The 24,957-nt window shown below is 68.1% G+C and carries 21 protein-coding genes; 13 read left to right on the top strand and 8 right to left on the bottom strand.

Annotation, left to right across the window (positions count from 1 at the left end; translation table 11 throughout):
• Positions 1–9 precede the first annotated feature (9 nt).
• The 3 genes from HWX36_RS11745 (at position 10) to cml (ending at position 4,121) form a co-directional block, all read left to right on the top strand.
• Positions 10–1,749, top strand: coding sequence for a ShlB/FhaC/HecB family hemolysin secretion/activation protein (locus HWX36_RS11745; RefSeq protein WP_175952273.1), 1,740 nt, complete (start codon positions 10–12; stop codon positions 1,747–1,749).
• Positions 1,750–1,882: 133 nt separating this feature from the next.
• Entirely contained in the window at positions 1,883–2,473 is a 591-nt protein-coding gene (locus tag HWX36_RS11740) for a hypothetical protein (RefSeq protein WP_175952272.1), read from the top strand.
• 415 nt (positions 2,474–2,888) lie between these two features.
• Positions 2,889–4,121, top strand: coding sequence for a CmlA/FloR family chloramphenicol efflux MFS transporter (gene cml, locus HWX36_RS11735; RefSeq protein WP_175952271.1), 1,233 nt, complete (start codon positions 2,889–2,891; stop codon positions 4,119–4,121).
• A 78-nt stretch (positions 4,122–4,199) separates the two neighbouring features.
• On the opposite strand, the gene HWX36_RS11730 is transcribed toward cml, so the two are convergent.
• The 3 genes from HWX36_RS11730 to HWX36_RS37755 all read right to left on the bottom strand — a co-directional run bounded on the left by HWX36_RS11730 (position 4,200) and on the right by HWX36_RS37755 (position 7,551).
• Positions 4,200–4,697 carry a GNAT family N-acetyltransferase gene (locus HWX36_RS11730; protein ID WP_175952270.1) on the bottom strand — a complete coding sequence of 166 codons (498 nt, stop codon included), beginning with the start codon at positions 4,695–4,697 and terminating at the stop codon, positions 4,200–4,202.
• Positions 4,698–4,818: 121 nt separating this feature from the next.
• Positions 4,819–6,102, bottom strand: a complete 1,284-nt coding sequence (locus tag HWX36_RS11725) for an isoprenylcysteine carboxylmethyltransferase family protein (protein WP_175952269.1) — start codon at positions 6,100–6,102, stop codon at positions 4,819–4,821.
• A gap of 120 nt (positions 6,103–6,222) precedes the next feature.
• Positions 6,223–7,551: a collagen-like triple helix repeat-containing protein gene (locus HWX36_RS37755; RefSeq protein ID WP_347879211.1), complete on the bottom strand. Its 1,329-nt coding sequence runs from the start codon at positions 7,549–7,551 to the stop codon at positions 6,223–6,225.
• Here HWX36_RS37755 and HWX36_RS37750 point away from each other — a divergent pair.
• Together HWX36_RS37750 and HWX36_RS11715 are read left to right on the top strand one after the other, a co-directional pair.
• Positions 7,445–8,422 (top strand): highly repetitive protein, encoded by a 978-nt coding sequence (locus HWX36_RS37750; RefSeq protein ID WP_347879210.1) that lies wholly within the window; start codon positions 7,445–7,447, stop codon positions 8,420–8,422. The two genes, HWX36_RS37755 and HWX36_RS37750, sit on opposite strands and share 107 nt — an antisense overlap.
• Before the next feature lie 417 nt (positions 8,423–8,839).
• Complete coding sequence (locus HWX36_RS11715; RefSeq protein ID WP_175952267.1) at positions 8,840–9,238, top strand: carboxymuconolactone decarboxylase family protein; 399 nt, start codon at positions 8,840–8,842, stop codon at positions 9,236–9,238.
• Positions 9,239–9,296: 58 nt separating this feature from the next.
• Here the strand turns inward: HWX36_RS11715 and HWX36_RS11710 are convergent, their stop codons facing one another.
• From HWX36_RS11710 to HWX36_RS11700, 3 genes are read right to left on the bottom strand one after another with little or no spacing between them, the layout of a single operon-like run.
• A complete protein-coding gene (locus HWX36_RS11710; protein WP_175952266.1) occupies positions 9,297–10,280 on the bottom strand; it encodes an alpha/beta fold hydrolase in 984 nt (327 codons plus the stop codon).
• A gap of 7 nt (positions 10,281–10,287) precedes the next feature.
• The gene (locus HWX36_RS11705) at positions 10,288–11,862 is read right to left on the bottom strand and encodes an NAD(P)/FAD-dependent oxidoreductase (RefSeq protein ID WP_175952265.1); all 1,575 of its coding nucleotides are present in this window, start codon (positions 11,860–11,862) and stop codon (positions 10,288–10,290) included.
• Positions 11,859–12,761 carry an SDR family NAD(P)-dependent oxidoreductase gene (locus tag HWX36_RS11700; protein ID WP_175952264.1) on the bottom strand — a complete coding sequence of 301 codons (903 nt, stop codon included), beginning with the start codon at positions 12,759–12,761 and terminating at the stop codon, positions 11,859–11,861. The genes HWX36_RS11705 and HWX36_RS11700 overlap by 4 nt, the downstream gene beginning before the upstream one ends.
• A gap of 103 nt (positions 12,762–12,864) precedes the next feature.
• On the opposite strand from HWX36_RS11700, the gene HWX36_RS11695 reads away from it, so the two are divergent.
• Positions 12,865–13,506 (top strand): TetR/AcrR family transcriptional regulator, encoded by a 642-nt coding sequence (locus HWX36_RS11695; RefSeq protein ID WP_244136391.1) that lies wholly within the window; start codon positions 12,865–12,867, stop codon positions 13,504–13,506.
• Between the two features lie 315 nt (positions 13,507–13,821).
• Here HWX36_RS11695 and HWX36_RS11690 read toward each other — a convergent pair whose 3' ends face one another.
• Together HWX36_RS11690 and HWX36_RS11685 are read right to left on the bottom strand one after the other, a co-directional pair.
• Positions 13,822–14,085, bottom strand: coding sequence for a fucose-binding lectin protein (locus HWX36_RS11690; RefSeq protein WP_175952262.1), 264 nt, complete (start codon positions 14,083–14,085; stop codon positions 13,822–13,824).
• Between the two features lie 206 nt (positions 14,086–14,291).
• Positions 14,292–15,254: a LysR family transcriptional regulator gene (locus HWX36_RS11685; protein WP_175952261.1), complete on the bottom strand. Its 963-nt coding sequence runs from the start codon at positions 15,252–15,254 to the stop codon at positions 14,292–14,294.
• Between the two features lie 126 nt (positions 15,255–15,380).
• Between HWX36_RS11685 and HWX36_RS11680 the strand changes: the two genes are divergently transcribed.
• The 7 genes from HWX36_RS11680 to HWX36_RS11650 all read left to right on the top strand — a co-directional run bounded on the left by HWX36_RS11680 (position 15,381) and on the right by HWX36_RS11650 (position 24,941).
• Complete coding sequence (locus HWX36_RS11680) at positions 15,381–16,025, top strand: glutathione S-transferase (protein WP_175952260.1); 645 nt, start codon at positions 15,381–15,383, stop codon at positions 16,023–16,025.
• A 36-nt stretch (positions 16,026–16,061) separates the two neighbouring features.
• Entirely contained in the window at positions 16,062–18,281 is a 2,220-nt protein-coding gene (locus tag HWX36_RS11675) for a pyridoxamine 5'-phosphate oxidase family protein (RefSeq protein WP_175952259.1), read from the top strand.
• A 122-nt stretch (positions 18,282–18,403) separates the two neighbouring features.
• Positions 18,404–18,607 carry a DUF2970 domain-containing protein gene (locus HWX36_RS11670; RefSeq protein ID WP_175952258.1) on the top strand — a complete coding sequence of 68 codons (204 nt, stop codon included), beginning with the start codon at positions 18,404–18,406 and terminating at the stop codon, positions 18,605–18,607.
• A 603-nt stretch (positions 18,608–19,210) separates the two neighbouring features.
• Positions 19,211–21,442, top strand: coding sequence for a TonB-dependent siderophore receptor (locus tag HWX36_RS11665; RefSeq protein ID WP_175952257.1), 2,232 nt, complete (start codon positions 19,211–19,213; stop codon positions 21,440–21,442).
• A 59-nt stretch (positions 21,443–21,501) separates the two neighbouring features.
• Entirely contained in the window at positions 21,502–22,134 is a 633-nt protein-coding gene (pnuC, locus tag HWX36_RS11660) for a nicotinamide riboside transporter PnuC (RefSeq protein ID WP_175952256.1), read from the top strand.
• Positions 22,135–22,176: 42 nt separating this feature from the next.
• The gene (locus HWX36_RS11655; protein ID WP_175952255.1) at positions 22,177–23,367 is read left to right on the top strand and encodes a phosphotransferase; all 1,191 of its coding nucleotides are present in this window, start codon (positions 22,177–22,179) and stop codon (positions 23,365–23,367) included.
• A 242-nt stretch (positions 23,368–23,609) separates the two neighbouring features.
• The gene (locus tag HWX36_RS11650; RefSeq protein ID WP_175952254.1) at positions 23,610–24,941 is read left to right on the top strand and encodes a TolC family protein; all 1,332 of its coding nucleotides are present in this window, start codon (positions 23,610–23,612) and stop codon (positions 24,939–24,941) included.
• The last annotated feature ends 16 nt before the right edge of the window (positions 24,942–24,957 follow it).

The following is a 24,957-nucleotide window of genomic DNA, read 5'->3' as shown; positions in this document are numbered from 1 at the left end:
AAAAAATACATGAAAACTATTCGCCGGGGAAATTCCGCAGCCGCAACGCTGCTGTTTGTCGCGACCAGCTTGTCTGCGCAAGAAGCGCCGCGCGCTATTCTTCCGGGCAATGACCAGCAGACGCGTCAGCAAGAAGAAGCGCGCGAGCGTGAACGAAGAGTTTCCGCGCCGGGCGTACGCTCGGGCGTGACGGCACGCCCTGGGCATCCAATGCTTCCGTCGGAAGCAGCCTGCTTTCGCATCGACCGGTTTGTGCTCGACGCACCGAGTACATTGCCCGATGCGGTAAAGGCACAAGATGCGTCGGCCCTCCCAATGGATCGTTTCACGTTCGCGCGCGAATGGCTTGACCACTACGCGGGGCAGTGCGTCGGCAAGCAGGGGCTCGACTTGCTCGTCAAAGGCCTATCGCAAGTGATTCTGGCGCGTGGCTACGTCACGACGCGCGTACTGGTGCCCGAGCAGGATCTGGCCTCCGGTACGTTGAAACTCGCGCTAATCCCCGGCGTGATCCGCCATGTGCGCTTCGCCGATGAAAAACTGCGCGGTACGTGGAAAACTGCCTTCCCGATTCGCGATGGCGAACTGCTGAACCTGCGCGACCTCGAACAAGGCCTCGAGCAGATGAAACGCGTATCGAGCCAGGACGTCTCGATGCAAATCGTTCCCGGCGATCTGCCTGGCGAAAGCGATGTCGTGCTCGATGTGAAGCGCGGCAAGCCGTGGACGGTCGTCGCGTCGATCGACAATTCCGGCACGCGCGCCACCGGCAGGTTGCAAGGCAATCTGTCGGTCGGCATCGACAACCCGCTTGGCCTGAACGACGTGTTCAACATCGGCGTCAGCCAGGATCTCGAACTCGGCGACAAGCGCCTCGGCTCGCATGGCTGGAACGGCTTCTATTCGATCCCGTGGGGCTACTGGACGGCCACGCTGTCCGCCTACACGAATACGTACTACCAGCAGATCGCCGGCGTGAACCAGACGTTCGTCGCGAGCGGCAATTCGAAGACGGTCGATTTGAAGCTGGCCCGTGTGCTGGCACGCAGCCAGAACGACGTGTTCGGTGGATATTTCCGGTTGTCGCGCCGTTTCGGGCAGAGCTTTATCGAAGACACCGAGATTTCGCAGCAGCGCCGCAATAACACGATGATCGAACTCGGCCTGACCGATCGCCACTACTTCGGCGGCGCGCAGTTCGATGGCTCACTTGCATATCGTCAAGGCGTCGGCGGGTTCGGCGCGCAGGATGATGTGTTGGCGGCAGGCGATGGCCAGACCTATCGCTTCAAGATGGCGGTACTCGACGCGAACCTGTCGGTGCCGTTCGCGATCGCACAGCAGCCGTTCCGGTACGTTACGACATTTCACGGCCAGTACACGGGTAACACGCTGCACTACATCGACGATCTGACAATCGGTAGCCGCTACACGGTGCGCGGCTTCGACGGCGAAACGATGCTCGCCGCAGCACGCGGCTTCTACTGGCGCAACGAGCTACAGGCACCGATCGGGCAAACGGGGCAAGCAGTTTATGTGGGACTAGATTATGGCCGCGTATGGGGTCCGCAGCCAATCGCACTCGTCGGGACGCAACTGGCCGGTGCGGTGATCGGCGTGAAGGGCAGCGTCGGCACGCGTTTCGGCGCCTACGCGTACGACCTCTTTGCGGGTACGCCTGTCTACAAGCCGTCCGGGTTTCCGACGGCGCGTGTCACGGTCGGATTCCAGGTGACGGCGCAGTTTTGAGTTGATGAGGTGCGCCTGGATCCTACGGTAGTTTTTCCCGGCGCTTCCTGGCGTGGCGTCGAGCAGTAGGCAGAAATCGATCACGAGGGTCATCGATTTTATTAGTTATATTTATCAAATGAGAGAGTGAAAGATGAAAAACAATATTTTTCTGGCGATCCTGGCAGGTTCTACCGTCTTGTTGTCGGCATGCGGTGGTGGCGGTGACGGCGGCGGGAGCAACGCGACGAGTAGCGACAGCGCGGCGGGAACGCCTTCGCCGACCGCACCGGACCCTCAACCTGTCGCGTTCAAGTGTCCGGACGGCTACAAGTCGATCCAGCTTACCAAGAGTGCCGTTGCGAATGCGACGATGACGCTGGTCACCGACGACGGCATTGCGACGTTGACCTTCAAGACTCCGCCGGATGGCGTGGTTCGCGACGGATTGATTTGCCTGGGCAAACCGGATCCGGTGCCGGCAGGAGTGAACGCGGACTTTGTCTACGAGATCAAGTCCTACGGTGGGTTCGACAACATGTACGACCGTACGCTGACCCTGAACTTCACCTCGAACATCATTCCCAATCCGAGCCCGGCGGTCATCGAAATGGCCGACATCTCGGGCGGGACCGTCACGTACAAGCCAACCATCATGGGATCGATCATTTCGACCCCGCCGAACTTCAGCCTGGCGGCGGCTGCAAACTTCACCGGCCTGTACGTTGTGCGTCTGAAGCATTAACGCTCGGCGACGCGAGCCGGGGCCGCGAATCCGCTGGCGATACGCCGATTCACGGCGGCGATCGCGGCGCGGCCAGCCAGGCAGCGTGCGAACCGGATCGGGACTTTGTGGGCCACGTTCCGTTCCACCGGAATGCGCGGCGCCGTATCGCACGCGGCTGGCCAGCACGATACGCGAGCTGGCCGACCGGGTCGCAACCACCCGGCCGTGCGTGCACGGCTGGTGCCGTTCTGTCGAACCGACTACACTGCGCAGTCAACGCACACCGCAAGGATTCCTCCATGGGAGCCGGCCCGTCCACGGATCGCTAAGCCGCAACGACCTTCGTCAACCGGTCGTTGCGGCGATCTCCCGTTGTCCCTCGCTGACCAGGCAGATCGCCGCCAGATTCCCTTTTCTGAGCGGATGCCTTGTCATGCCTGAACAATCCACGCCCGTCTGGGCCCATTCGTTGCCGTCGGCGCTGCTGCTGATGGCGCCTTTCGATCTCCTCGCTTCGCTGGCGATGGACGTGTACCTGCCGGTGATCCCGGAGATGCCGTCCGCGCTGGGTACGTCGCCGGCCATCGTCCAGTTGACGCTGAGCGTCTACATGGTCGTCCTCGGGCTGGGCCAGATGATCTTCGGCCCGTTGTCGGACCGCGTCGGCAGACGGCCGGTGGTGCTGGGCGGCGCGCTGTGTTTTGCGGTGGCTTCCGTGGCCCTTGCGATCGCCACCGGCGGCGGCCTGTTCGTCGCACTACGGGCGCTGCAGGCGCTGGGCGCGTCGGCCGCGCTCGTCGCCACGTTCGCGACCGTTCGCGATGTCTACGCCGATCGCCCCGAAGGCCGCATCATCTACAGCCGGTTCGGTGCGATGCTGGCGTGCGTGCCCGCGCTGGGGCCGCTGCTGGGCGCAGCCATCGCGACAGCCTGCGGATGGCGCGCGATCTTCGCGACGCTCGGCCTGCTGGGTCTGCTCGCGTGCGGTCGCGCGTGGCCACGCTGGCACGAAACGCGGCCACGGACGGCGAACCGGCAGGGGCCGTCCGTCGCATCGATGCTCGGCAGCCGGCCTTTTCGAGTTCATACGCTCGCGTTTGCCGCCGCGATGGGGGCGTTCTTCGTGTTCTTCTCCACCGCGCCTCGCGTGCTGGTCGGCGGTGCTGGCTATTCCCGCGAGGCATTCAGCATGGCCTTCGCGACCGTCGCGATCGTGATGGTCGTCGTGTCGCGCTTCGCAGGGACGTTCGTGTCGAGGTGGGGCGAGGCAGGCTGCGTTGCGCGAGGGGCGCTCACGATGATGACGGGTGCGATCGTGCTGGCCGTCGGTACGGTCCTGGCGAAGCCGTCGTTCGCGACGTTCGTGATGCCGATGTGGCTGGTTGCGGTCGGTATCGTGCTGATGTCGTCGGTGTCCGCGAACGGTGCGCTGCGCGATTTCGGCGATGCGGCAGGCAAGGCGGTTGCGCTCTACTACGCGGTGCAGGGCGTGATCGTCACCGGCGTGGGCACGCTCGCGACGCTGGTCTTCGACGGGGCTACCCCGTGGCCGTTGGCGGCCTGCTGCTTCGGCATGGGCCTCGCGAGCTTCGTCGCGATCAGGGGGCTGACGCGTGCGACCGGTCGCGCGCGCGACGGGCGCGACAGCAGTGTCGCGTTCGACTGAGCACGCGTGCAGCGACGCGTGGCGGTTTCGGGCCGCGCGGCATTCAGCGGAAGTCGCGGGTGCGCGCGGCCGGTGTCGTCAACCGGCCACCGCGCGCTCATAGAGCGAAGCGATGTAACCGCTGGGCAGCGGGCGAAGCGCGACACGTTCAAAGCCGAATGCCTCGTAATACGCACACAGCTTCGCGTTGCGCGGATCGCAATCGAGCCGCAGAAACGTACGTTGCTGCGCGCGTACCTGATCCGCACACCAGTCGATCATATGGCGGCCGAGCCCGCGGCCGTGGAAGCCGTCACGTACCGAGAGCCGGTGCAGATAACCGGCGACGGGCGCCTGCGGCCCCCAGTACTCCTCGTCTTCCCACCTCAGCACGAACATCGCGGCAGCGACGCCGTCCTGCTCGACGATGTGAAGGCTGCCGGCGTCGAGCATCGGTCGAACGTCCTGTTCGGTTCGCGCACGGTGTCCCCATGCCGGGTCGTCGTGCGCGGTCTTGAACGCAACGGCGTCGGTCAGGATGCGTGCGGCGATCGCCGCATCATCGATCGTAGCCGGCCGTACCGTGGTGACGCTCATCGTTGGTCTGTTGCACCGTTCTCGAAGGGCGCGCATTGTGCGCCGGAACCGGCGAAACGTCGATGCGGGAACGCCAGCGCAGACGAGGGCGGGGCAGCCGGCCCCGCCTTTTGCCGCCGCGTCAGGCCGGCGCGCGCTGCCCGAACGCCTGCCTGATCCGCGCGAACAGCCCGTGTTGCGCGATCCATTCGGCATACGCGCGATAGTCGGGATCGCGCATCAGGTGGCGCTCTTCCGTCTTCGCCCGCGTGTAGTAGATCAGGTTGACCGCGACGAGCCCCGCGCAGTGCATGAGCCCGACCTGCCAGCCGAGCGGCTCGACGAACGGCACGGACACCATCCAGTACGACAGGTTCTTCGTGATGTACGCCGGATGCTTCGTGAAGCGGTAAGGGCCCGACGTGATGATCCCGCGGTTGGTGAGGTTCGAGAAACGCAGCCCGAACGAGATCGTGCACAGCGCGTAGGTCAGCAGCAGCAGGATGATCACGGTGCCCCAGATCACGCGCAGCGTCGGAGCCGACATCAGCCAGTTGTCCCAGAACATCGAGCCTTCGTAGCGGATGTAGTTGTTCGAGAACAGCGACCAGAACGGCTGGTAGCACATCAGCGCGGCCACCCAGCCGAGTGTCGTCGGCTCGACGGTGCGCACGTGGCTGTCGAGGATGCGGAACGTGCACAGGTAGCCGACGGTGCCGAACATCAGGTCCATCGTGAACGACAGGTCATACATGAACACGAAGGCCGCGATCGTCATCGGCGCGTGCATCGCGTTCGTGAGGGACGCGGTCAGGTGATCGGCGTCCTTCGACAGGTAGACGGTCATCAGCGGCAGAAAGAACGCCTTCACGCCCCAGCCGGCCAGCATCTCGCGCACCGGCCTCCAGCTCGCGGGCTGCTCGCGGCGGAACAGGAAGCGGCCCCACAGCAGGTAGGCGTCGTTGGTCTCGCGCTGGTGGCGGTCCATCCACGCGAAGTAGAACGGCGCGGCGACGATCACGTACGGTGCGAGCGAGCGCAGCAGCGACCAGAACGGCAGGTAGAACGCGCCATGGTATTCGGGCAGCAGCCAGTAGATCGCGCCGATGCCCGCATAGATCGACGTCAGCGCGCCGAGCCGCGTCGCGACGCGCGCGATGCCGAGCGGCCGGACCGCCTGCCGCGACAGGCCCGCGCTGGGGCGCAGGTAGACGCGCGAGATGAAGATTTCGTGCAGCGCGATCGTGCCGATGATCGCGAGGCTGGCGATGACCGCGCGCGTGGCTGCATCGAGGGTCGGCTGGCCGCGCGTGATCCACAGCGCGAAGAGCCCGGCGGCAATGCCGAGCAGGCCGGCGCGCAGGGGCGTGGCGGAACGGGGTGGGCGGTCCTGGACCGCGGCGATGCCGTCAAGCGTGGAATTCATGATCGGGTCCTCGTACGTTTGAGGGCCGGCGCCCCCGCTTGGCGGGTGACGCCGGCCGTCGGCCGGGCTTGGTAGGGATGCGCGCCCGGCCATTGGCCTGTGGTTCTGATAGGTAAAGCGTTACTTCTTGTTGCCGCCGCCCAGCAGACCGCCGAGGAGGTTCGTCACCGGCGAGAGCAGGTTGCCGGCGCCGCCCGCGGCACCGCCGTTCGAGCTGCCGGTCAGGCCACCCACCACGGTGCCGCCGCCAGCCGGCGTCGTGACCGAGCCGGCCGCGCCGCCGGGGCTGGCCGTGCCGGTGGCGCCCGCGGCGCCGGCCGGCGTCGTCAGCGCACCCGTCACCGTGCCGACCGGGCCGCTCGACAGCAGGCCGCCGAGGGTGCCCGTCACGTTGCCGCCGGGCGTCGTGACCGTGCCGGTGAGGCTGGCGCCGAGCGGCGTCAGCGCGTTGACGAGGTTGGTGACCGGCGCCAGCAGGCCGCCGATACCCGCGCCACCGGTGCCGCTGGTGCCGCCGGTGCCACTCGTTCCGCCGGTGCCGCTCGAACCGAGGCCGCCGAGCGCGCCGGTCAGCGAGCCGAGCAGGCCCGTGACCGGTCCGAGCGGGCCGCCGCTGCTCGTGCCGCTGGTGCCGCTGGTGCCGCTGGTGCCGCTGGTTCCGCCCGAACCGCTCGAGCTGCCGCCGCCCAGGCCGCCCGTCAGCGAGCCGAGCAGGCCCGTGATCGGGGCGAGCGGGTTGCCGCCGCCCGTGCCGCTGCTGGAACTGCCCGCGTTGTTGTCGTGGACGAGACCGCCGGTGGACGTCACGGTGTTGCCGAGCTGCGCCACGACGCCGCCGAGACCGGCGCCGACCGGGTTGTCGGTTGAGCCGCCGACCTTCGTGCCGGCGCTTGCGAGGCCGTTGCCGAGCGCGCTCAGCAGGCCGTTGAGCGGCGTGCCGAGCAGCGTCACGCCGCCGAGCGTCTGCGTGGCGCCCGGCGTCGTGACACCGCCGGTCAGCGTGTTCGTGATCGGGTTGATCACCTTGCCGACCTGCGTCTCGAGCTGCTGGACCGGCGAGCTGTTCAGCGCCGTGTTGAGGCCCGACGCGGTCGAATTGACGGCGCCGCCGACGGTGTTGACGAGATCGCCGACGAGCGTCGTGACCGGCGACAGCGGCGACAGCGGGCCGGAGCCGAGGCTCTTCACCGCGTTGCCGAGGTTGTTGACCGCGCCGCCGGTGCCGGTCAGCAGGCCGGTGGTCGACGTCAGCGTCGGTCCGAGCGGGTTGGCCGACACGCCGATCGAGCCGAGGCCGGCCGCGACGCCATTGCCGAGCGCCTGCACGCCGTTGCCGAGGCTCGTGACCGCGTTGCCGACGCTGGTGGCCGTCGTCGGATTCGTGCCCGGGATCTGCACGCCGCCGATCTGGCCGCCGCCGTTCGCGACCGTCGTGCCGACTGCCGTCACGAGGTTGCCGGATTTCTGGAGGACATTGCCGAGAGGGGTGACGCCGGTGCCCGAGGTGCCTGACGTACCGGAAGTGCCCGACGTACCGGAGGTGCCCGACGTGCCGGAAGTGCCCGACGTACCGGAGGTGCCTGACGTACCGGAAGTGCCTGACGTACCGGAAGTGCCCGACGTACCGGAGGTGCCTGACGTACCGGAAGTACCCGAAGTACCGGAAGTGCCTGACGTACCCGACGTACCGGAAGTGCCCGACGTACCGGAAGTGCCCGACGTACCGGAAGTGCCCGACGTACCGGAAGTACCCGACGTACCCGAAGTACCCGACGTACCCGACGTACCCGACGTACCCGAAGTACCGGAAGTACCCGACGTACCCGAAGTACCCGACGTACCCGAAGTACCCGAAGTACCCGAAGTACCCGAAGTACCCGAAGTACCCGAAGTACCCGAAGTACCCGAAGTACCCGAAGTACCCGAAGTACCCGAGGTACCGGAAGTGCCCGAGGTACCGGAGGTGCCGGACGTACCGGAGGTGCCCGACGTACCGGAGGTGCCTGACGTGCCGGAAGTACCCGACGTACCGGAGGTGCCGGACGTACCGGAGGTGCCCGACGTGCCGGAGGTGCCCGAGGTACCGGAGGTGCCCGACGTGCCGGAAGTGCCCGAGGTACCGGACGTACCCGAGGTACCGGACGTACCCGAAGTACCCGAAGTAGTCCCCGACGTACCGGAAGATCCCGAGGTCCCCGAAGAACCGGATGTACCGGAAGAACCCGACGTCCCCGAAGTCCCCGAGCTGCCGCCCGTCCCTGACGTGCTCGGCTTGATCGTCGGCGGCGTCGTCGGTCCATCGACCGAGCCGCAACCATAGAGTGCGAGCAGCGACGAGACGGCCATCGTTACCGTCGTCTTCTTGAAGAATGTGTGCATGTTGGCCTCGACATTGGAAATGCGTCCAAGCCTCCTCTGCAAATTCCGCGCCATGACAATTCTCTCGAAACGGTGTCGCGCTTTATTGCAGAAATCGGGAATATCGGCGCGATTTAAACGGAGCTGCGGCGGTTTCGCGCGGCGGGCACGCAGGGTGCGCCGGCGCGGCGGTTGCGATGTTCCCGCAAGCCGCCGTAACGCGCGGCGCGATGTTACGTAGCGTTCGATATCGCGTGACGCGGGCGGCCGCGAACCGAGGGCCGCATCTTTGACGAAACGCGCCGGCCCGATGAACATGACGCGACTCCCCGGCTGCCGACGCCGCAGCAGCCGCCACGACCCCACCGAGGACACGGACATGAGCGAACAGGACAGGGAATACGGCAAGGCGCGACGCATCGACGTGATGGGCGAGGCGTTCGTCGAGCGCGCGATGCGCGACCTCGACGGTTTTTCGCGCCCGCTGCAGGACTGGCTGAACGAGCACGCGTGGGGCAGCACGTGGCAGCGGGGCGGAATCGACCTGAAGACGCGCAGCCTGTGCACGTGCGCGATGCTGGCGGCGCTTGGCCGCGGCACGGAACTGAAGGGTCACATTCGCGGCGCGCTCAACAACGGCGCGAGCCTCGTCGAAATCCGCGAGGTGTTGCTGCACAGCGCGCTGTACGCGGGCGCGCCGGCTGCGGTCGAGGCGTTCCGCAGCGCACGGGAGGTGATATCGGATCTCGGGCTGCCGGTGCCCGACGACGAAGCCTGATTCCGCGCCGGCGCCGGCGGCACGGCACGGACTCAGGCCCGGGTGACGCGGTCGCGGCTTACGCGATGCGTGTTGCCGGCGCGGCAGTCTCGGCCGGCGCGGCGGCGACTTCGAGCAGCCAGTCGGCCGTTGCATCCGGCATCGTGATCGGCAGCATGTGCCCGCCCTCGACAACCTTCAGCCGCACCCGCGCCGATTTTTTCGCGAGCGCTTCGCCGTGCTCGCGCCAGTTCAGGATCGGATCGGCGCGGCCGTACAGCACGTCGACCGGCAGCGCGAGGTCCGGGTAGCGGCGCTCCATCGCGGGCAGGTCGAGCGGTGCCGACAGCAGGTCGGTCGCAGTCGCGTAGAACACGTGCGGGCGCATCCCGAGCAGTCCACCCCCCTTCACCGGAAAGTCGCGCGGCACGTCTTCCGGCGCGAACACCTGGCGCACCGCCTTGCGGCCGGTCAGGATCGTCAGCGGAATCGCGAAGGTCCACGACACGAAGCGGCGCACCAGCGGCGAGGGCAGCATCAGCGGCTTGAACGGCGCCGGCGGCTCGCTCTGCTCGTGCGACAGCGGCGCGATCAGCGCGAGCCGGCTCACGCGGTCCGCATGATTGAGGCCGACCGCGAGCGCGATCGCGCCGCCGAGCGAATGGCCGACGAGCACCGGCTTGTCGAGCTGCAGCGCATCGATGAACGCGGCGACCGTGCGGGCCTGCGCGAACACGTTCGCCTGCGAGCCCGCGCCGCGGAGCGAGCGGCCGGCGCCCGGACGGTCGATGAGGATCACGCGATGCTGCTGCGCGAGCCGCGCGAGCGGCAGGTACGCGAAATTGCGCAGTTGCCCCGCGAGCCCGTGGACGAACACGAGCGGCGGGCCGTTGCCGTATTCGACGTAGTGGATGCGGTCGCCGCCGATATCGACGAAGCGGCCTTCGGGCGGAAACGCGCGCGTCACGCGGCGGCCCACGTAACCGGTAAACAGCGCGAGCGCGGCGAGCACCGCGACGACGCCGAGCAGCACGTTCTGGATCAGATGGAGCGTAGGGGTCATGTCGGCCTCAACGGGTTTCGAGTGCGGGTTCGGCAACCGGCGTCGTGGCGGCCGGGCCGGCTTTCGCGCGGCGTTCGAACCGCATCGCCGAATCGGCGAGTCCGCTGAACTTCAGCGATGCGAGATCGAGCACGTAGTTCTGGTGGAACTTCCACGGCTTGCCATGCCCCTGCTTCGGCAGGATGCCGGCCGCGCGCTGGATGTAGCCCGAGCTCAGGTTGACGGCCGGCACGTTGCCGAGATCGCCGGGGCCGAGCCGCGGCACGCAAGTGTCGTAACCGTTCGCGCGCATGTGGTTGAGCAGCCGGCACACGTAGCGCGCGATCAGCTCGGCCTTCAGCGTCCACGACGCATTCGTGTAGCCGAACGATGACGCAAGGTTCGGCACGTCGCTGTACATCATCCCCTTGTACGACACGGTATCCGGCAGGTTGACCGCGCGGCCGTCGACGGTGACGCGCGCGCCGCCGAGCATCTTTACCTTCAGCCCGGTCGCGGTGACGATCACGTCCGCGTCGAGCTGCTGGCCGCTTTTCAGCTTGAGGCCGGTCGGCGTGAAGCGCTCGATCTCGTCGGTGACGATCGACGCGCGGCCCGCGCGGATCGCCTTGAACAGGTCGCCGTTCGGCACGAGGCACACGCGCTGGTCCCACGGCATGTAGCGCGGCGTCAGGTGCTTCGCGACGTCGAAGCCGGGGCCGAGCTGCTTGCTGGCCGCGCGGATGATGAACTGCTTCGTCCGGTCGGGTTTGCGGCGCGACACGTTGTACAGGTACATCGTCAGCAGCACGTTCTTCACGCGCACGAGCCGGTGGGCGAGCCGCGACGGCAGCACGCGGCGCAGCGCGTTCGCGATCCTGTCGCGGGCGGGCAGCGACACGATGTAGGTCGGCGAGCGCTGCAGCATCGTCACGTGCTGCGCATCGGCCGCCATCGACGGCACGAGCGTGACGGCCGTCGCGCCGCTGCCGATCACGACCACGCGCCGGTTCGCGTACGACAGGTCCTTCGGCCAGTGTTGCGGATGCACGAGCGTGCCCTCGAACGTGTCCATGCCGGCCCAGTCGGGCAGGTAGCCGGCGTCGTAGTCGTAGTACCCGCTGCACATGAACAGGAAGCGGCAGGTGTACACGAGCGTGTCGGTCGCGCCGTTCCGCGTGCGCTCGATGCGTACCGTCCAGCGCGCGCGGTTCGAGTCCCAGTCGGCCGCGACCACTTTCTGGCCGTAGCGGATCGTCTTGTCGATGCCGTACGCGCGTGCGGTGTCGCGGATGTAGTCGAGGATCGTCTGGCCGTCCGAGATCGCCTTGTCGCTGTGCCACGGGCGGAAGCTGTAGCCGAGCGTGAACATGTCGGAATCCGAACGGACGCCCGGATAGCGGAACAGGTCCCACGTGCCGCCGATCGCGTCGCGCGCCTCGACGATGGCCACGCTGGCATGCGGGCAGCGCTGCTTCAGGTGATAGGCCGCGCCGATGCCGGACAGGCCGGCGCCGACGATCAGCACGTCGAGGTCGTCACTGTCGCCGCGGGCGTCGGGGGCGGGCGGCGCGTCGCGCCGGTCGGTCGTCGTCGAGGTCATGCGGGATCCTTGGTCGGCGTGGTCGGGAGCGCGGCCGGGGCGTGCGCGCGTTCGAGGTTGCGGGCGCGGGCGCGGCGCACGTGGCGCAGCATCAGCCACTGGTAACCGGCGCCGAGCAGGCGCGCGATCCGGTCGAGCCGGCGCGCGTCGGCGCCGACGAGTACGCGGCGCGCATTGCGCTCGACACCCGCGAGGATCTGCCGTGCTGCATCGTCGGCGGTCGTCGCGTTGATCAGGCGGTTCGCCTGGCGGCGATGGGTCGCTTCGTCCTGGCCCGTGAGCGCGTGGATGCTGGTATCGACGCGGCCCGCATCGACGATGTTCGTCGCGACGCCGCCCGGATGCACGCAGGTCGCGCTCACCGGCGCGCCGTCGAGTTCGAGCTCCATCCGCAGCGCCTCGGTGAAGCCGCGCACCGCGAACTTGGTCGCGTTGTACGCGCTTTGGGTGGGCATCGCGACGAGGCCGAACAGGCTCGACGTGTTGACGACGTGCCCGTCGCCCGACGCGCGCAGATGCGGCAGGAATGCCTGGGTGCCGTGCACGACGCCCCAGAAGTTGATGCCGACGATCCATTCGAGATCGGCGATGCGCGCGGTCTCGGCGCCGGCGGCCAGCGACACGCCCGCGTTGTTGAAGACCAGGTTGACCTTGTCGTGCTCGGCGCGCACGAAATCGGCCCACGCGAACACCGCATCGCGGTCGGACACGTCGAGCCGCCGCTTGCTCACGCGCACGCCGTGCCGTGCGCAGGCGGCCGCCGTGCCGGCGAGGCCGGTTTCGTTGACGTCGGCGAGCGCAACCTCGCAGCCGCGCCGCGCGAGCTCGACCGCGAGGCTGCGGCCCATGCCTGAACCGGCGCCCGTGATCGCGGCGACCTTGCCGGAAAACCCGTTCATCCGTTGCTCCTCCCGTTCCGCTTGCCCTGCGCCGACGGCGCGTCTAATGTGGTGTTGTTCGTCACCACTTTAGTTTTCGGGTGTCCTGATGTCAAATAGCGGAATGGAGAAAGCACTCGAAACAAAAAAAAGGGGCCGGTCGTATGGCGGCGTGGCGCCCGAGGTGCGGGCCGCGGAGCGGCGCGACGCACTGATCCGCGCGGCGACGCGCGTGTTCGGCACGGTCGGGTTCCGCAAGGCGACCGTGCGGTCGATTTGCCAGGAAGCGAAGCTGAACGATCGCTATTTCTATGCGGCGTTCGACAGCACCGAGGATTTGCTGCGCTGCACCTACCTGCATCACGCGCAGCAGTTGCACGACGCGGTCGCGCGGGCGGTGGCCGAGCGCGGCGGCGATCTGCGCGAGAGCGTCGAGGCGGGGCTCGCCGCGTTCTTCGCGTTCCTGCGCGACCCGTGCGCGGCGCGCGTGCTGCTGCTCGAGGTGATGGGCGTGAGCGCGGACACCGATATGACCTACCAGCGCATGCTGATCGACTTCGGCAAGCTGATCATGGCGATCGGCGCGCCGCGCGAAGCGGCGACGCCCGCGGAGCGCACCGAACAACGGCTGGTCGGGCTCGCGCTCGTCGGCGCGATGACGAACGTCGGCGCGGCGTGGCTGCTCACCGAGTATCGCGATCCCGAGGCGCAGATGATCGCGAGTTGCAGGAAGGTGCTGCTGGGGACGCTGCGGGAGATCGGCTGACCGGATGGCATCGCGCCGCGCGTGTTCTTCCCCGGCAATTGCAGGCTGAAAATGAAAATACAACGATAACCGCACGGCGCACGGGCGCCGTGTCGTATTTTCGTGAGAGTTAGTCGTCTTTTTAATAAATAAAAGGCGATCTATTTTTTTGGTGGCGAATGAATGTCAGGAAATCGTCATTGTTTTCGATTTCTGGTTCATGTGTCGATCAATTGACGAAAGCCATATGGAGCGAATTAAAAAACGGCGCAATGAAAACCGGCTTGCATTGCGCCGATCGTGGCGCGAAACCCTTCGCGCCCCAGGCACGTTTGATCAGGAGCCCGTGTAGGCGCCGCGGGTCCAGCCGTCGCCGTCCCAGCAATACTCGGTCGTCGTGCCGCCGCTCGTCGCGTACACGCGGATGTGGATGGCGCTCCCCTCCAGCCAGCACGTGGCGGACACGTTGTCGCCGGCCTGGTTGAACGCGCCCGTGTACCAATTCTTCCCGTCGTAGCAGCGCTCGGTGATCTTGTTGCCGTTGGCCGTGTAGACACGAATCGACGGCGTGGTTCCCCATGAAATCGCAGCGGTTTGCATTTCCCGACTCCTTTTTATTGAATAAAGGTGGAAATTGAATAATTTAGGTAAACGCGAATTGGCGTATTACCGAGAATAAGCTTAGTGGAAAATATGGAAAGCGCGGCGTGATTTTTATGAAAATTAAAGGGGTGTATTCGTCCCGAACGGGAAAGCCCGGTGAAAGGGGATTGGAGGCGGGGCAAAAAACGCGCGGAGCGCCGGATTCAGCCTGTCGCGCGTGTCGATCGTTTCGATCGTGTCGGGTTTGCCGGCGCCGCCGGCGGTGTATTGCCGATCCTTCCCTTCATCGCATCGATGAACGCCCGCACCTTCGGCGAAGGCAGCCGCGTCGACGGATACACCGCATGAATCCCGGCCGGCGCCGAGCGCCACGCGGGCAGCAGTCGCACGAGCCGGCCGGCCGCGACGTCGTCGGCGGTCGAGAAATCCGTCAGCAACCCGAAGCCTCCGCCCGCGAGCACGATCGCGCGGCACGCGGTGGCGGTGTTCGACACGACCTGCGCGGCACAGCGCACGGAAGCGGCGCCGCCGTTCGCGTCTTCGAGTTCGACGGTATGCGGGTGCGGCAGCGTTGACAGCATCACGAACGGCAGCGCGGCGAGCGCATCCGGATCGTGCGGCCGCCCGTGGCGCGCGACGAACGCGGGGCTCGCGACCAGCCATTTCTCGTACGTGCCGAGCTGCACCGCCCGATAGTTCGAATCGGCGAGGCGGCCGATGCGGATCGCGACGTCGAGGTTGTCCGCGACGAGATCGACCACGCGGTCGTTCGCGACGAGTTCGACGTCGAGCCCCGGATGCCGGTCGCGCAAGGCGACGACGGCAGGCGCGACAACCAGCGCGCTGTAGTCGATCGGCACGCTCACGCGCAGCGTGCCGCGCAGCGGCCCCGCGTCGGACGACACCGCGTCGAGCGCGCTTTCGGCGGCGCGCACGATGTCGCGGCACGCATCGTAGAACGCCCGCCCCGCGTCGGTCACGCTCAGCCGCCGCGTCGTGCGCACCAGCAGGTTCGCGCCCACCTCGGATTCGAGGCGCTGCATGTGCGTGCTGACGACCGTTTTCGCCAGGCCGAGCCGCTCGGCAGCGGCTGTCAGCGAGCCGGCGTCGACCACCGCGACGAAGATCGCCAGCCGGTTCAGGTTCACGTCGCGCAGATCGGCCATCGTCGATTGTCCTATGAAAAAGGATAATGTTTCCACGATTATCCGTCTTCTGGCGATGAACGGCGAGCGCTACGCTGCAGTTGTTCGTCGCCGATCCCCGGCGGCGCGAGATTCCGGAGTGCTTCCATGTCTGCTGCCCGCCAGCCCGCCTCGCCGATCCGCGTCTATTCGTTCCTGCTGTCCGGGCACGCCCATCGCGTCCGGTTGTTCCTGTCGCTGCTCGGCCTGCCGTCCGAGACGGTCGAAGTCGATCTCGCGGCCGGCGCGCAGCGCGAACCGGCGTTCCTCGCGGTCAATCCGCTCGGGCAGGTGCCCGTGATCGACGATGGCGGCACGGTGATCGCCGATTCGAATGCGATTCTCGTCTACCTCGCGAAGCGCTATGGCGACGCGCACTGGTTGCCTGACGACCCGGCCGGCGCGGCAGTCGTGCAGCGCTGGCTGTCGTATGCGGCCGGGCCGATCGCATCGGGGCCGGCCGCCGCGCGGCTCGTGACCGTGTTCGGCGCGAAGCTCGACCACGAGGCCGCCAAGCGTACGGCCGCGAAGGTGCTCGACGTGATCGACCGCGAACTGGCCGGCAAGCCGTTCGCGGCCGGCGCGCAGCCGACGATTGCCGATATCGCCGCGTATTCGTACATCGCGCACGCGCCGGAGGGCGGCGTGACGCTCGAGCCGTATCCGCACGTGCGTGCGTGGCTGGCGCGCATCGAGGCGCTGCCGGGTTTCGTCGCCATGCCGACGACGCGCGTGGGCCTGCTCGCCGCGTAACGCCCGCCGAAGCCGGGCCTGAACAGGGAGAACGTGATGAACACCCCGACCGCGGTCGTACCGGGCTGGGAACTCGGTGCCGCGCCGTTTCACGCGGGCGAGCTCGCCGTGCAGCAGCGCGCGGGCGTGACGGAGGCTGCCGGTTCGGCCGGCCGGCGCGGGATCCGGCGCTTCATGCCGGATCAGCACCGGACTTTTTTCGCGCAACTGCCGTTCTTTGTGCTCGGCGGCGTCGACGCGAACGGCCAGCCGTGGGCGACGCTGCGGGCCGGCGCGCCGGGGTTCGTGACGTCGCCCGACGCGCGCACGCTGCGCATCGCGGCGCGCGCGCTGCCGGGCGATCCGCTGGCCGGCGCGTGGCAGCCGGGCGCGCCGCTCGGCGGGCTCGGCATCGAATTCGCTACGCGGCGGCGCAATCGCGTCAATGGCGTCGTGCGCGCGGTCGACGGCGATGCGTTGACGATCGCGGTCGAGCAGAGCTTCGGCAACTGCGCGAAGTACATCCAGGGCCGTAAGCCGACGTTCGTCGCACGGGAAGTCGATAGGTCCGCCGGGCCCCGCGTGTCGGACGCGCTGAACGATGCGGATCGCGCGCTGCTGGCGCAGGCCGATACGTTTTTCGTCGCGAGCGCGAACACGTCGGCGGACGCGGGCGCCGCGCGCGGCGCGGACGTGTCGCATCGCGGCGGGATGCCGGGCTTCGTGCGCGTCGACGATGCGCGCATGCTGACGACGCCGGATTTCAGCGGCAACCGCTTTTTCAACACGCTCGGCAACCTGCAGCACGATCCGCGTGCCGGGCTGCTGTTCGTCGATTTCGACAACGGCGACCTGCTGTATGTGGCCGCGCATGCCGAGATCGTGTGGGATGGGCCGCTCGTTGCGTCGTTCGACGGCGCGCAGCGGGTCGTGCGGTTCCATGTCCGGGAAGTGCGGCGCATGCGCGCGGTGCTGCCGTTCCGGTGGTCGGCGGTCGAGCGTGCGCCGCAGTTCGCCGCGATGGCGGCGGGCGTGGGCGCAAGCGCAGTTGCGGGGGCGGTGGTGGTGTCGTCCACATCCGCACCTGCACCTGCATCGGCAACGGCAACGGCACCGGCACCGGCACCGGCACCGGCACCGGCACCGGCACTGGTACCTTCACCTTCACCTTCACCTTCACCTTCACCTGCATCGGCATCGGCATCGGCATCGGCATCGGCACCGGCGAGCGCATCGGCGAGCGCCTCGGCACCCGCATGGCGGCCGCTGCGCATCGCGAAGATCGTCGATGAAGCGCGTGCGATCCGTTCGTTCCATTTCGAACCGGCGGACGGCGGCGCGCTGCCTGCCTATGAAGCCGGGCAGCACCTGACGCTGCGCGTCGCGCTGCCGGGCGGCGACGCGCCGGCGATGCGCAGCTACACACTCTCCGATGCACCGGGCGGTGCGCATTACCGGATTACCGTGAAGCGCGAAGGGCGCGTATCGGCGTGGCTGCACGATCACGCGCAGGCGGGCATGACGCTCGACGCGCAGATGCCGCGCGGCCGCTTCTCGTTCGACCTCGCGAGCCCGCGCCCGGCCGTGTTCGTGTCGGCCGGTATTGGCATCACGCCGATGATCGCGATGCTGCGCCGTGCGCTGGCCGACGATCAACCGTCGCGCCGCGTGGTGTTCGTACACGGTGCGCGCGAGCCGGACGATCGACCGTTCGCCGAGGCGCTGGCACGCGTCGCCGCCGCCGATGGACGATTGTCGCTCCACTGGTTCGACAGTCATCCTCAAGAAGGCTCGGCGGCACATGCCGGCCGCATCGACATCGATCGACTGAAGCGGATCCTTTCGTTCGACGATTACGATTTCTACCTCTGCGGACCGTCGGCGTTCATGCGCGACTTGTACGACGGACTGCGCGCGCTGAACGTGCCCGACGAACGCATCCGTTTCGAGGCATTCGGGCCGTCGAGCGTGGCGCGCAGCGCGACCCGCGCGTCTGCAGCGCCCGCGGTGGCGAGCGTGCCGGTCGTATTCCGGCGCACGGGCCGCGAAGCCGCGTGGACGCCCGCCGACGGCACCTTGCTCGAATTCGCGGAGGGGCAGCGCGTGGACGTGCCGTCCGAATGCCGATCCGGGTCGTGCGGCACATGCGCGACGCGCGTGCTGTCCGGGGCGGTCGGCTACGAGCAGGCCCTCGATGCGCCGGTTGAACCCGGTTGCGCGCTGCTGTGCATCGCGCGGCCCGCACAAGGGACGGAACCGCTCGTGCTCGACCGCTGATGCACCCTGCGACACGCCGCCGCAGACGGCCTGCTGCGCGAAAAGCGCGCACAACTGCTTCTTTTTTCGGATGCCGGTCGGATCGACGATAGCGTCAACCGATAGATGAAAGGAGCGCAATCATGAAACTGCTCGGCATGATCCGACTGGTCCTGTGGAGTTTCTTCGGCGTACGCAACAGCAAGGCGCACGCGACGGATCTCGCGAACGCCAACTTCACGCTGCTGCCGTTCGTGGCGATCCTCCTCGCGCTGCTCGTTGGCGCGGTCATTTATGGCGTCGTGCACCTGGTCGTCGATCCGACGGTGACGATGCAGGGGTTCTGAGCGGCCGGCCGCCGGATCGCGAGCGGGCAATCGCGCCCGCTCCGAATGGCGGCCGCATGACCGGCGCGCCACTGCGCCGGTTTTCGAGACTGCCGCGCACGACGCCAGTCACGCGCACGTCGGCGCCGTCGTCGCGCCGCACGAATCGCGCTTTCCCGATTTCCGCCTTCGCCGCCCCCGTTTCGCCCGATTCCAGGGCGGCCGGCCCCGCCCGGGGTAAAATGCGCGCCGCGCCGCGATGTCGTGCGCGACGGGCACGCCGCCGTTCCATCGAACGGTGCGCGCAAGCGCGTCGCACCCGCACCGAGGCGTTCGAAGCGTCCCTCCGCATGACAAGGCCGCGCGATGCAGCCGGCCACCCGACACGCCCCCGACGAACCCGTCGACGGCTGCGTCGGTGCCCGGTGCGTCACCCGAATCCGATGTCCCATCCTGCGTCGTCCCGACCGAGCGGCCCGCCTGCGCGCCGTATCGCCCGGTTCGTCTGATGAATATCGAGCCGACCCATGCGTGCGGCTGAAGGGCTGGGTCCGGTCGCGGGCACGCTTCGAAGCTTCGTAACAGGTTTCGACAGGTCGAGTGGCGAGTTTTCCATCCAGAACAATGACGGTGCATAGAACAACAGCGTTGCCCGCACGGCGGCGGCGCGCGAAGATCGGGCTTGGCGTCGGTCTCGGCATCACGCTTTTCGCGGCGCAGGCCGCCGCGGCGCAGGGCGATGCGCCGGCGCCGGACGCCGAGGCAGCCGGCAGCGCGACGCTGCCGACGATCACGGTGAGCGGCGAGCGCGGCAATGCGCTGCGCGCACGCAACGCATCGGTCGCGGGGCTCGACGACACGCCGCTGCGCGATACGCCGGCGTCAGTGAGCGTCGTCACGCGCGCGCAGCTCGACGACCAGCAGGCAAAGCGGTTGAGCGACGTCGTGCGCAACGACGCGTCGGTCGTCAACGACTATGCGCCGGTCGGTTATTTCGAAGGCTTCGCGATCCGCGGCTTTCCGGTCGACCTCGCGAGCGCGATCCGGATCGACGGGCTGACGGTATCCGGCGAGCAGAACGTGCCGCTCGAGAACAAGGAGCGCGTCGAGATCCTGAAGGGGCTCGCCGGCATCGACAGCGGCGTCGTCGCGCCGGGTGGCGTGATCAACTTCGTGACGAAGCGCTCGGCCAATGTCGCGAGCGTGACGGGGGGCGTCGACAGCCGCGGTTCGACGTCGGCAGCCGTCGATCTCGGCCGCCGCTTCGGCCCCGACAACCAGTTCGGCTTCCGGATCAATGCCGCGAAGGAGAACATGCACTCGTACGTCGACGGCACGAACGGGCGGCGCACGTTCGGCTCGATTGCCGCCGACTGGGACATCAGCCCGCGTGCGAGCCTGCAGCTCAACGCCGAATTCCAGCAGTGGATCCAGCGTTCCGCGCCCGGCTACCAGTTGCTCGGCGGCACCGTCGTGCCGTCGGTCAACACGACGTCGAAGGCGCTCGGCACGCAGCCGTGGGCGAAACCGGTGACGACCGACGCGCTGAACCTGAACGCGCGCTTCGACTACCAGTTCGACGACGACTGGAAGGCCTACATCGCCGCCGGCCGCAGCCGCACGATGATCGACGACAACAGCGCGTTCCCGTACGGCTGCTCGTATGCGGCGAGTTGCACGGGCGGCGCGACGTCGCCGTTCTTCTTCGGCGCGAACGGCGACTACGACGTGTACGACTTCCGCAGCCCCGGCGAATATCGCCGCAACGACGATCTGCGCGCGGTCACGACGGGCAAGTTCGCGACGGGCCCGCTGCGACACGAGCTGACGCTCGGCGTGAGCGTGCAGCGCCGCGTCGTGAGCATGGCCGACGCCGTGTACGACTACGTGGGCAGCGAGAACATCTACGGGCCCGACACGACGTTTTCGCCGTCGCCGAATTCGCCCGGCCCGTCGTATCCGCGCCTCGATGCGTGGCAGTACGGCGTGTTCGGGCTCGACCGCATCAGCCTCGGCGAACACTGGCAGGTGCTCGCGGGCGGCAAGGAAGTGCTGCTGCGCCAGCGCAGCTGGAGCAGCCTCGACGGCGACGCGACGCATACCGACCGCTCGGTGTTCCTGCCGCAGGTCGCGCTCGTCTACAAGCCGGTGAACGTGCTGTCGCTGTACGCGTCGTACAGCAAGGCGCTGTCGCTCGGCGACCAGGCGCCCGTGCGCGCGACCAACGCGTATGCGTTCCTGCCGCCCGTCGAATCGCACCAGGTCGAGCTCGGCGCGAAATACGACTGGCTCGACCGGCTTAGCCTCACGGCCGCCGTGTTCTCCATCAGCAAGCCGTTCCAGTTCGCCGACCCGGACGCATCGGGCACGAGCTATACGTTCGTGCAGCGCGGCACGCAGCGGCACCAGGGGATCGAACTCGGCGCGGCCGGGCGCGTGACCGAGCGCCTGGGGCTGACGGCCAGCGTCGCGGCGATTCGCGCGCGTGCATACGATTCCGGGTCGCCGGCGTACGAAGGACACCAGATCATCAACGTACCGGCGCTGCGCGCGTCGCTGTATGCGGACTACGCGGTGCCGGGCGTCGCGGGGCTGAACGTGCTGGGCGGCGTCGAGTACAGCGCGGCCCGCAACGCGAACGAGGAGGGCACCGCGCGCGTGCCGTCGTGGTTCGTGTTCAATCTCGGCGCGCGCTATACGACGAAGATCGGCGGCCATCGCACGGTGTTGCGCGTGTCGGTGGACAATCTGTTCAACAAGTTCTACTGGCGCGATGCGGGCGAGCAGCAGGGCGATGCGTACCTGTTCTCGGGTGCGCCGCGCACCGCGCGCGTGTCGTTGACCTATGATTTCTGACCGTCCGGAACCGGCCGCGTGACACGCGGCCCCGGCGGCTAACCTGGAGAGCACAGACGATGTCCCCACTTGAAATCGCCGGCGTGATCGTCAGCGCGCTCGCGATCTGGCTGACCGCGAAGCGGCGCATGCTGTGCTGGCCGGTCGGGCTCGTGTCGGTCGCGCTGTACGGCTGGATCTTCTTCGACGCGAAGCTGTATTCGGACATGCTGCTGCAAGGCGCGTTCGCGGTGCTGCAGGTGTACGGCTGGCAACGCTGGCTCACGCAGCGTGCAAGCGAGGCCGACGGCAATGCGGCGCCGGCCGGCGACGTGGCGCCCGTCACGGGCGTGCGGCCGATGCAGATGCTGCCCGACCTGATCGCGGCCGTCGTCGGCAGCGCGCTGCTCGGCGGCATGATGGCGCGCTGGACCGATGCGGCGCTGCCGTTCGTCGATGCATCGTTGACCGCGTTCAGCCTCGTCGCGCAATACTGGACCGCGCGGCGCTACATTGCGTCGTGGGGGCTGTGGATCGTCGTGAACGTCGTGTACGTCGGGATGTTCGTGTTCAAGGAACTGTATCTGACGGCCGGACTCTATGCGCTGTTCATCGGGCTGGCCGTCGTCGGCTGGCGCGACTGGCGCCGCACGGCCGCGGCGCTGCGCGCGGCGGCCGGCGGCGCGCTGGCAACAGGCGGCGGCGCGCGCTGATCCACGCGCCGATTCGGATTCAACTACGGAGCAACGTCGTTCATGTCATTCCCACTCGAGCCGGACGGATCCCTGCCGCGTGACGTCGCGCCGCCGCAATTCGGCGTCGACGGCGTGCAGGCCGAACGCGACTGGCCGCTGATGACGCACGACGAGGTGGCGGCGGTGCTCGCGCGGATCGACGGCGCCGGCGAGCCGGCGCGGCTCACATGGCACAGCCCGCGGCAGTTCGCGGCGGCCGTCCTGGTGCAGATGACGGACGGCCGCGGGCTGTTCGTCAAGCGTCATCACGTGAGCCTGCGCGATGTCGAAGGGCTCGAGGAAGAGCATCGCTTCATCGCGCATCTGCGCGAACGCGGGATGCCCGTGGTCGACATTCTCGCGGATCGCGACGGCGCGACCGCATTCGCGTCCGGCGAGTGGACCTACGAGGTGCACGTGCGGGCGCCCGGCGTCGACCCGTATCGCGGCGTGATGTCGTGGCAGCCGTTCACGCATGCTTCGCACGCGTACGCCGCCGGCCGCGCGCTGGCCGAGCTGCATCGCGCGTCGGCCGGCTACGATGCGCCGGCGCGGCCCGTGCGGACCTTGCTGTCGAGCTTTCGCGTGCTGTCGTCCGCCGATCTGGCGGGCGCGCTCGAACGCTGGGTCGAGGCGCAGCCGCTGCTCGTGCGCGCGCTTGGCGCGCGCGACTGGCGCGGCGACGTGGCCGACGCGATCGGCCCGTATCATGCGCGCCTCGTGCCGCTGCTGCCTGCGCTGCCGCCGCTGTGGACACACGGCGACTGGCATGCGTCGAACCTGCTGTGGACCGAAGCGGGGCCCGGCGCGCAGGTGCGGACCGTGCTCGATTTCGGACTGTCGGATCGCACCTGCGCGGTGATGGACCTCGCGCTCGCGATCGAGCGCAACACGGTCGACTGGATGGCGCCGGCCGACGCGCGCCGCGTCGAGTACGCGCAGATCGACGCGCTGCTCGACGGGTACGAATCGCTCGAACCGCTGGGAGACGAAGCCTACGCGGCGCTGGTCGCGCTGCTGCCGATCGTGCACACGGAGTTCGCGCTGTCGGAGGTCGCTTATTTCGGTTGCATCATCGATGCGCCGGCCATTGTCGACATCGCGTACGACGGTTATCTGATCGGGCACGCGCGCTGGTTCGGCGAACGCGACGGGCGGCAACTGCTCGACTGGCTCGTGCAGCGCCGGCGCGCGAAGCACGGGATCGTTTGATTTGCCTGCGGGGGATCGCGGTGCAGGCGTGCCGATTCCCCGTGCCACCGCCATTTTCCGTGCGCCGTCGCGCCGCACGCTCATTGAATTCTCCTGATCGCTGAAGCGGGGCACGACTCCCGCGGGGCGCCGTACGCATGCGCACGGCTGCGCCCAAGATGACGGAAATGTCATCTTCGCCTCATGTTCGCACTGCGGCCGGACCGTAGCATCGGTCGCGAACCGTTACCGCAGAACCGACCATGCTCAAGCTCAACCTCGCCGTGGCCGTCGCTTTCGCGATGGCCGCGACGGCTCATGCGCAGCCGCCGCTGTCGTCGGCCCCGGCCCCGGCTGCCTCCGGCAGCGCCGCGCCGATAAGCGCCTCGGCACCCGACGCTCTCCCTCCCACCTCGTTGACGCTTTCCGACGCGCTGTTGGTCGCGGCCCGGAACAATCCCGCGCTGCGCGGCGCGCGCGCGGACGTCGATGCGTCGGCCGGCGCGCTGATGCAGGCCGGCGCGCGTCCGAATCCGGAAGTGTCGTTCCTGCAGGAGGGATTTCGTCGCGCCGAACGCACGTCGACCGCGCTGATCAACCAGACGATCGAACTCGGCGGCAAGCGCCGTGCGCGGCTCGATGTCGCGTCGTACGGCAGGGAAGCGGCCAATGCATCGCTCGACGAGCAGGGCGCAGTCGTGCGCGCCGACGTGATTGCCGCGTTCTACGGGCTGCTCGCCGCGCAGCGCCAGCTTCAGGTGACCGAGGAATCGGCCGCGATCGCCGCGCGCTCCGCGGATCTCGCGAGCCGCCGCGCACAGGCCGGCAAGGTGTCGCCGGTCGAGGCAACCAAGGCGCACGTGGCGGCGGCCGGCGTGCAGATCGAGGTCGTGACGGCACGCGGCCGTGTCGAGGTCGCGCGCGAGAAGCTGAACGCGGTGATGGGCGAAGCGCGCGACGGCCGGCTTGCGGTGCAGGGCGATCTCGAAACCGTGCCGCCGGTCGAGCCGCTGTCCGCGCTGGCCGCGCAGCTCGACGATGCGCCGCTCGCGCGGATCGCGCGCGCCGAGATGCTGCGCTCGAACGCGGCCGTGTCGCTCGAACGCGCGCGGCGCATGCCGGACGTGACGATCAGTGCCGGCGTGAAGCGCGTGACCACGGGCGGCGTGCCGGACAACCAGGCGGTGGTCGGCGTGTCGATCCCGATTCCGCTGTTCAACACGAACCAGGGCGCGCTGCTCGAGGCGACGCACAAGGCCGAGCGCGCGAACGCCGATCTCGATCGCGAGCGCACGCGCCTGCGGCTCGACCTCACGCAGGCGTACGCGAATTTCGAAGCCGCCGCGCAGGAAGCGCAGCGCCTGAAGGCCGACATCCTGCCGGCCGCGCGCCTCGCGCTCGACGCGATGTCGCGCGGCTACGAGCTCGGGAAGTTCAGTTTCCTCGACGTGCTCGATGCACAGCGCACGCTGTTCCAGGGCCAGTCGCAGTACGTGCGTGCGCTCGCCGATGCCCATACGGCCCGCGCCGACATCGGCCGGCTCGTTGGTACGCCGCTCGCGCCGCTTGCACCGCCCGAGCCGGTCACGCAATAGCGCAACAGACGCCTCT

It is taken from the genome of Burkholderia sp. BCC0405 (assembly GCF_902833075.1).
Classification (GTDB): Bacteria; Pseudomonadota; Gammaproteobacteria; order Burkholderiales; family Burkholderiaceae; genus Burkholderia.
Note: the sequence above shows the minus strand (reverse complement) of the source record. Positions and strands in the feature narration are given on the sequence as shown.

Excerpts from the sequence above, each read along its gene's own strand:
- HWX36_RS11745 (WP_175952273.1), top strand. The coding sequence starts at position 10 with ATGAAAACTATTCGCCGGGGAAATTCCGCAGCCGCAACGCTGCTGTTT.
- HWX36_RS11740 (WP_175952272.1), top strand. The coding sequence starts at position 1,883 with ATGAAAAACAATATTTTTCTGGCGATCCTGGCAGGTTCTACCGTCTTG.
- cml (WP_175952271.1), top strand. The coding sequence starts at position 2,889 with ATGCCTGAACAATCCACGCCCGTCTGGGCCCATTCGTTGCCGTCGGCG.
- HWX36_RS11730 (WP_175952270.1), bottom strand. The coding sequence starts at position 4,697 with ATGAGCGTCACCACGGTACGGCCGGCTACGATCGATGATGCGGCGATC.
- HWX36_RS11725 (WP_175952269.1), bottom strand. The coding sequence starts at position 6,102 with ATGAATTCCACGCTTGACGGCATCGCCGCGGTCCAGGACCGCCCACCC.
- HWX36_RS11715 (WP_175952267.1), top strand. The coding sequence starts at position 8,840 with ATGAGCGAACAGGACAGGGAATACGGCAAGGCGCGACGCATCGACGTG.
- HWX36_RS11710 (WP_175952266.1), bottom strand. The coding sequence starts at position 10,280 with ATGACCCCTACGCTCCATCTGATCCAGAACGTGCTGCTCGGCGTCGTC.
- HWX36_RS11705 (WP_175952265.1), bottom strand. The coding sequence starts at position 11,862 with ATGACCTCGACGACGACCGACCGGCGCGACGCGCCGCCCGCCCCCGAC.
- HWX36_RS11700 (WP_175952264.1), bottom strand. The coding sequence starts at position 12,761 with ATGAACGGGTTTTCCGGCAAGGTCGCCGCGATCACGGGCGCCGGTTCA.
- HWX36_RS11695 (WP_244136391.1), top strand. The coding sequence starts at position 12,865 with ATGGAGAAAGCACTCGAAACAAAAAAAAGGGGCCGGTCGTATGGCGGC.
- HWX36_RS11690 (WP_175952262.1), bottom strand. The coding sequence starts at position 14,085 with ATGCAAACCGCTGCGATTTCATGGGGAACCACGCCGTCGATTCGTGTC.
- HWX36_RS11685 (WP_175952261.1), bottom strand. The coding sequence starts at position 15,254 with ATGGCCGATCTGCGCGACGTGAACCTGAACCGGCTGGCGATCTTCGTC.
- HWX36_RS11680 (WP_175952260.1), top strand. The coding sequence starts at position 15,381 with ATGTCTGCTGCCCGCCAGCCCGCCTCGCCGATCCGCGTCTATTCGTTC.
- HWX36_RS11675 (WP_175952259.1), top strand. The coding sequence starts at position 16,062 with ATGAACACCCCGACCGCGGTCGTACCGGGCTGGGAACTCGGTGCCGCG.
- HWX36_RS11670 (WP_175952258.1), top strand. The coding sequence starts at position 18,404 with ATGAAACTGCTCGGCATGATCCGACTGGTCCTGTGGAGTTTCTTCGGC.
- HWX36_RS11665 (WP_175952257.1), top strand. The coding sequence starts at position 19,211 with ATGACGGTGCATAGAACAACAGCGTTGCCCGCACGGCGGCGGCGCGCG.
- pnuC (WP_175952256.1), top strand. The coding sequence starts at position 21,502 with ATGTCCCCACTTGAAATCGCCGGCGTGATCGTCAGCGCGCTCGCGATC.
- HWX36_RS11655 (WP_175952255.1), top strand. The coding sequence starts at position 22,177 with ATGTCATTCCCACTCGAGCCGGACGGATCCCTGCCGCGTGACGTCGCG.
- HWX36_RS11650 (WP_175952254.1), top strand. The coding sequence starts at position 23,610 with ATGCTCAAGCTCAACCTCGCCGTGGCCGTCGCTTTCGCGATGGCCGCG.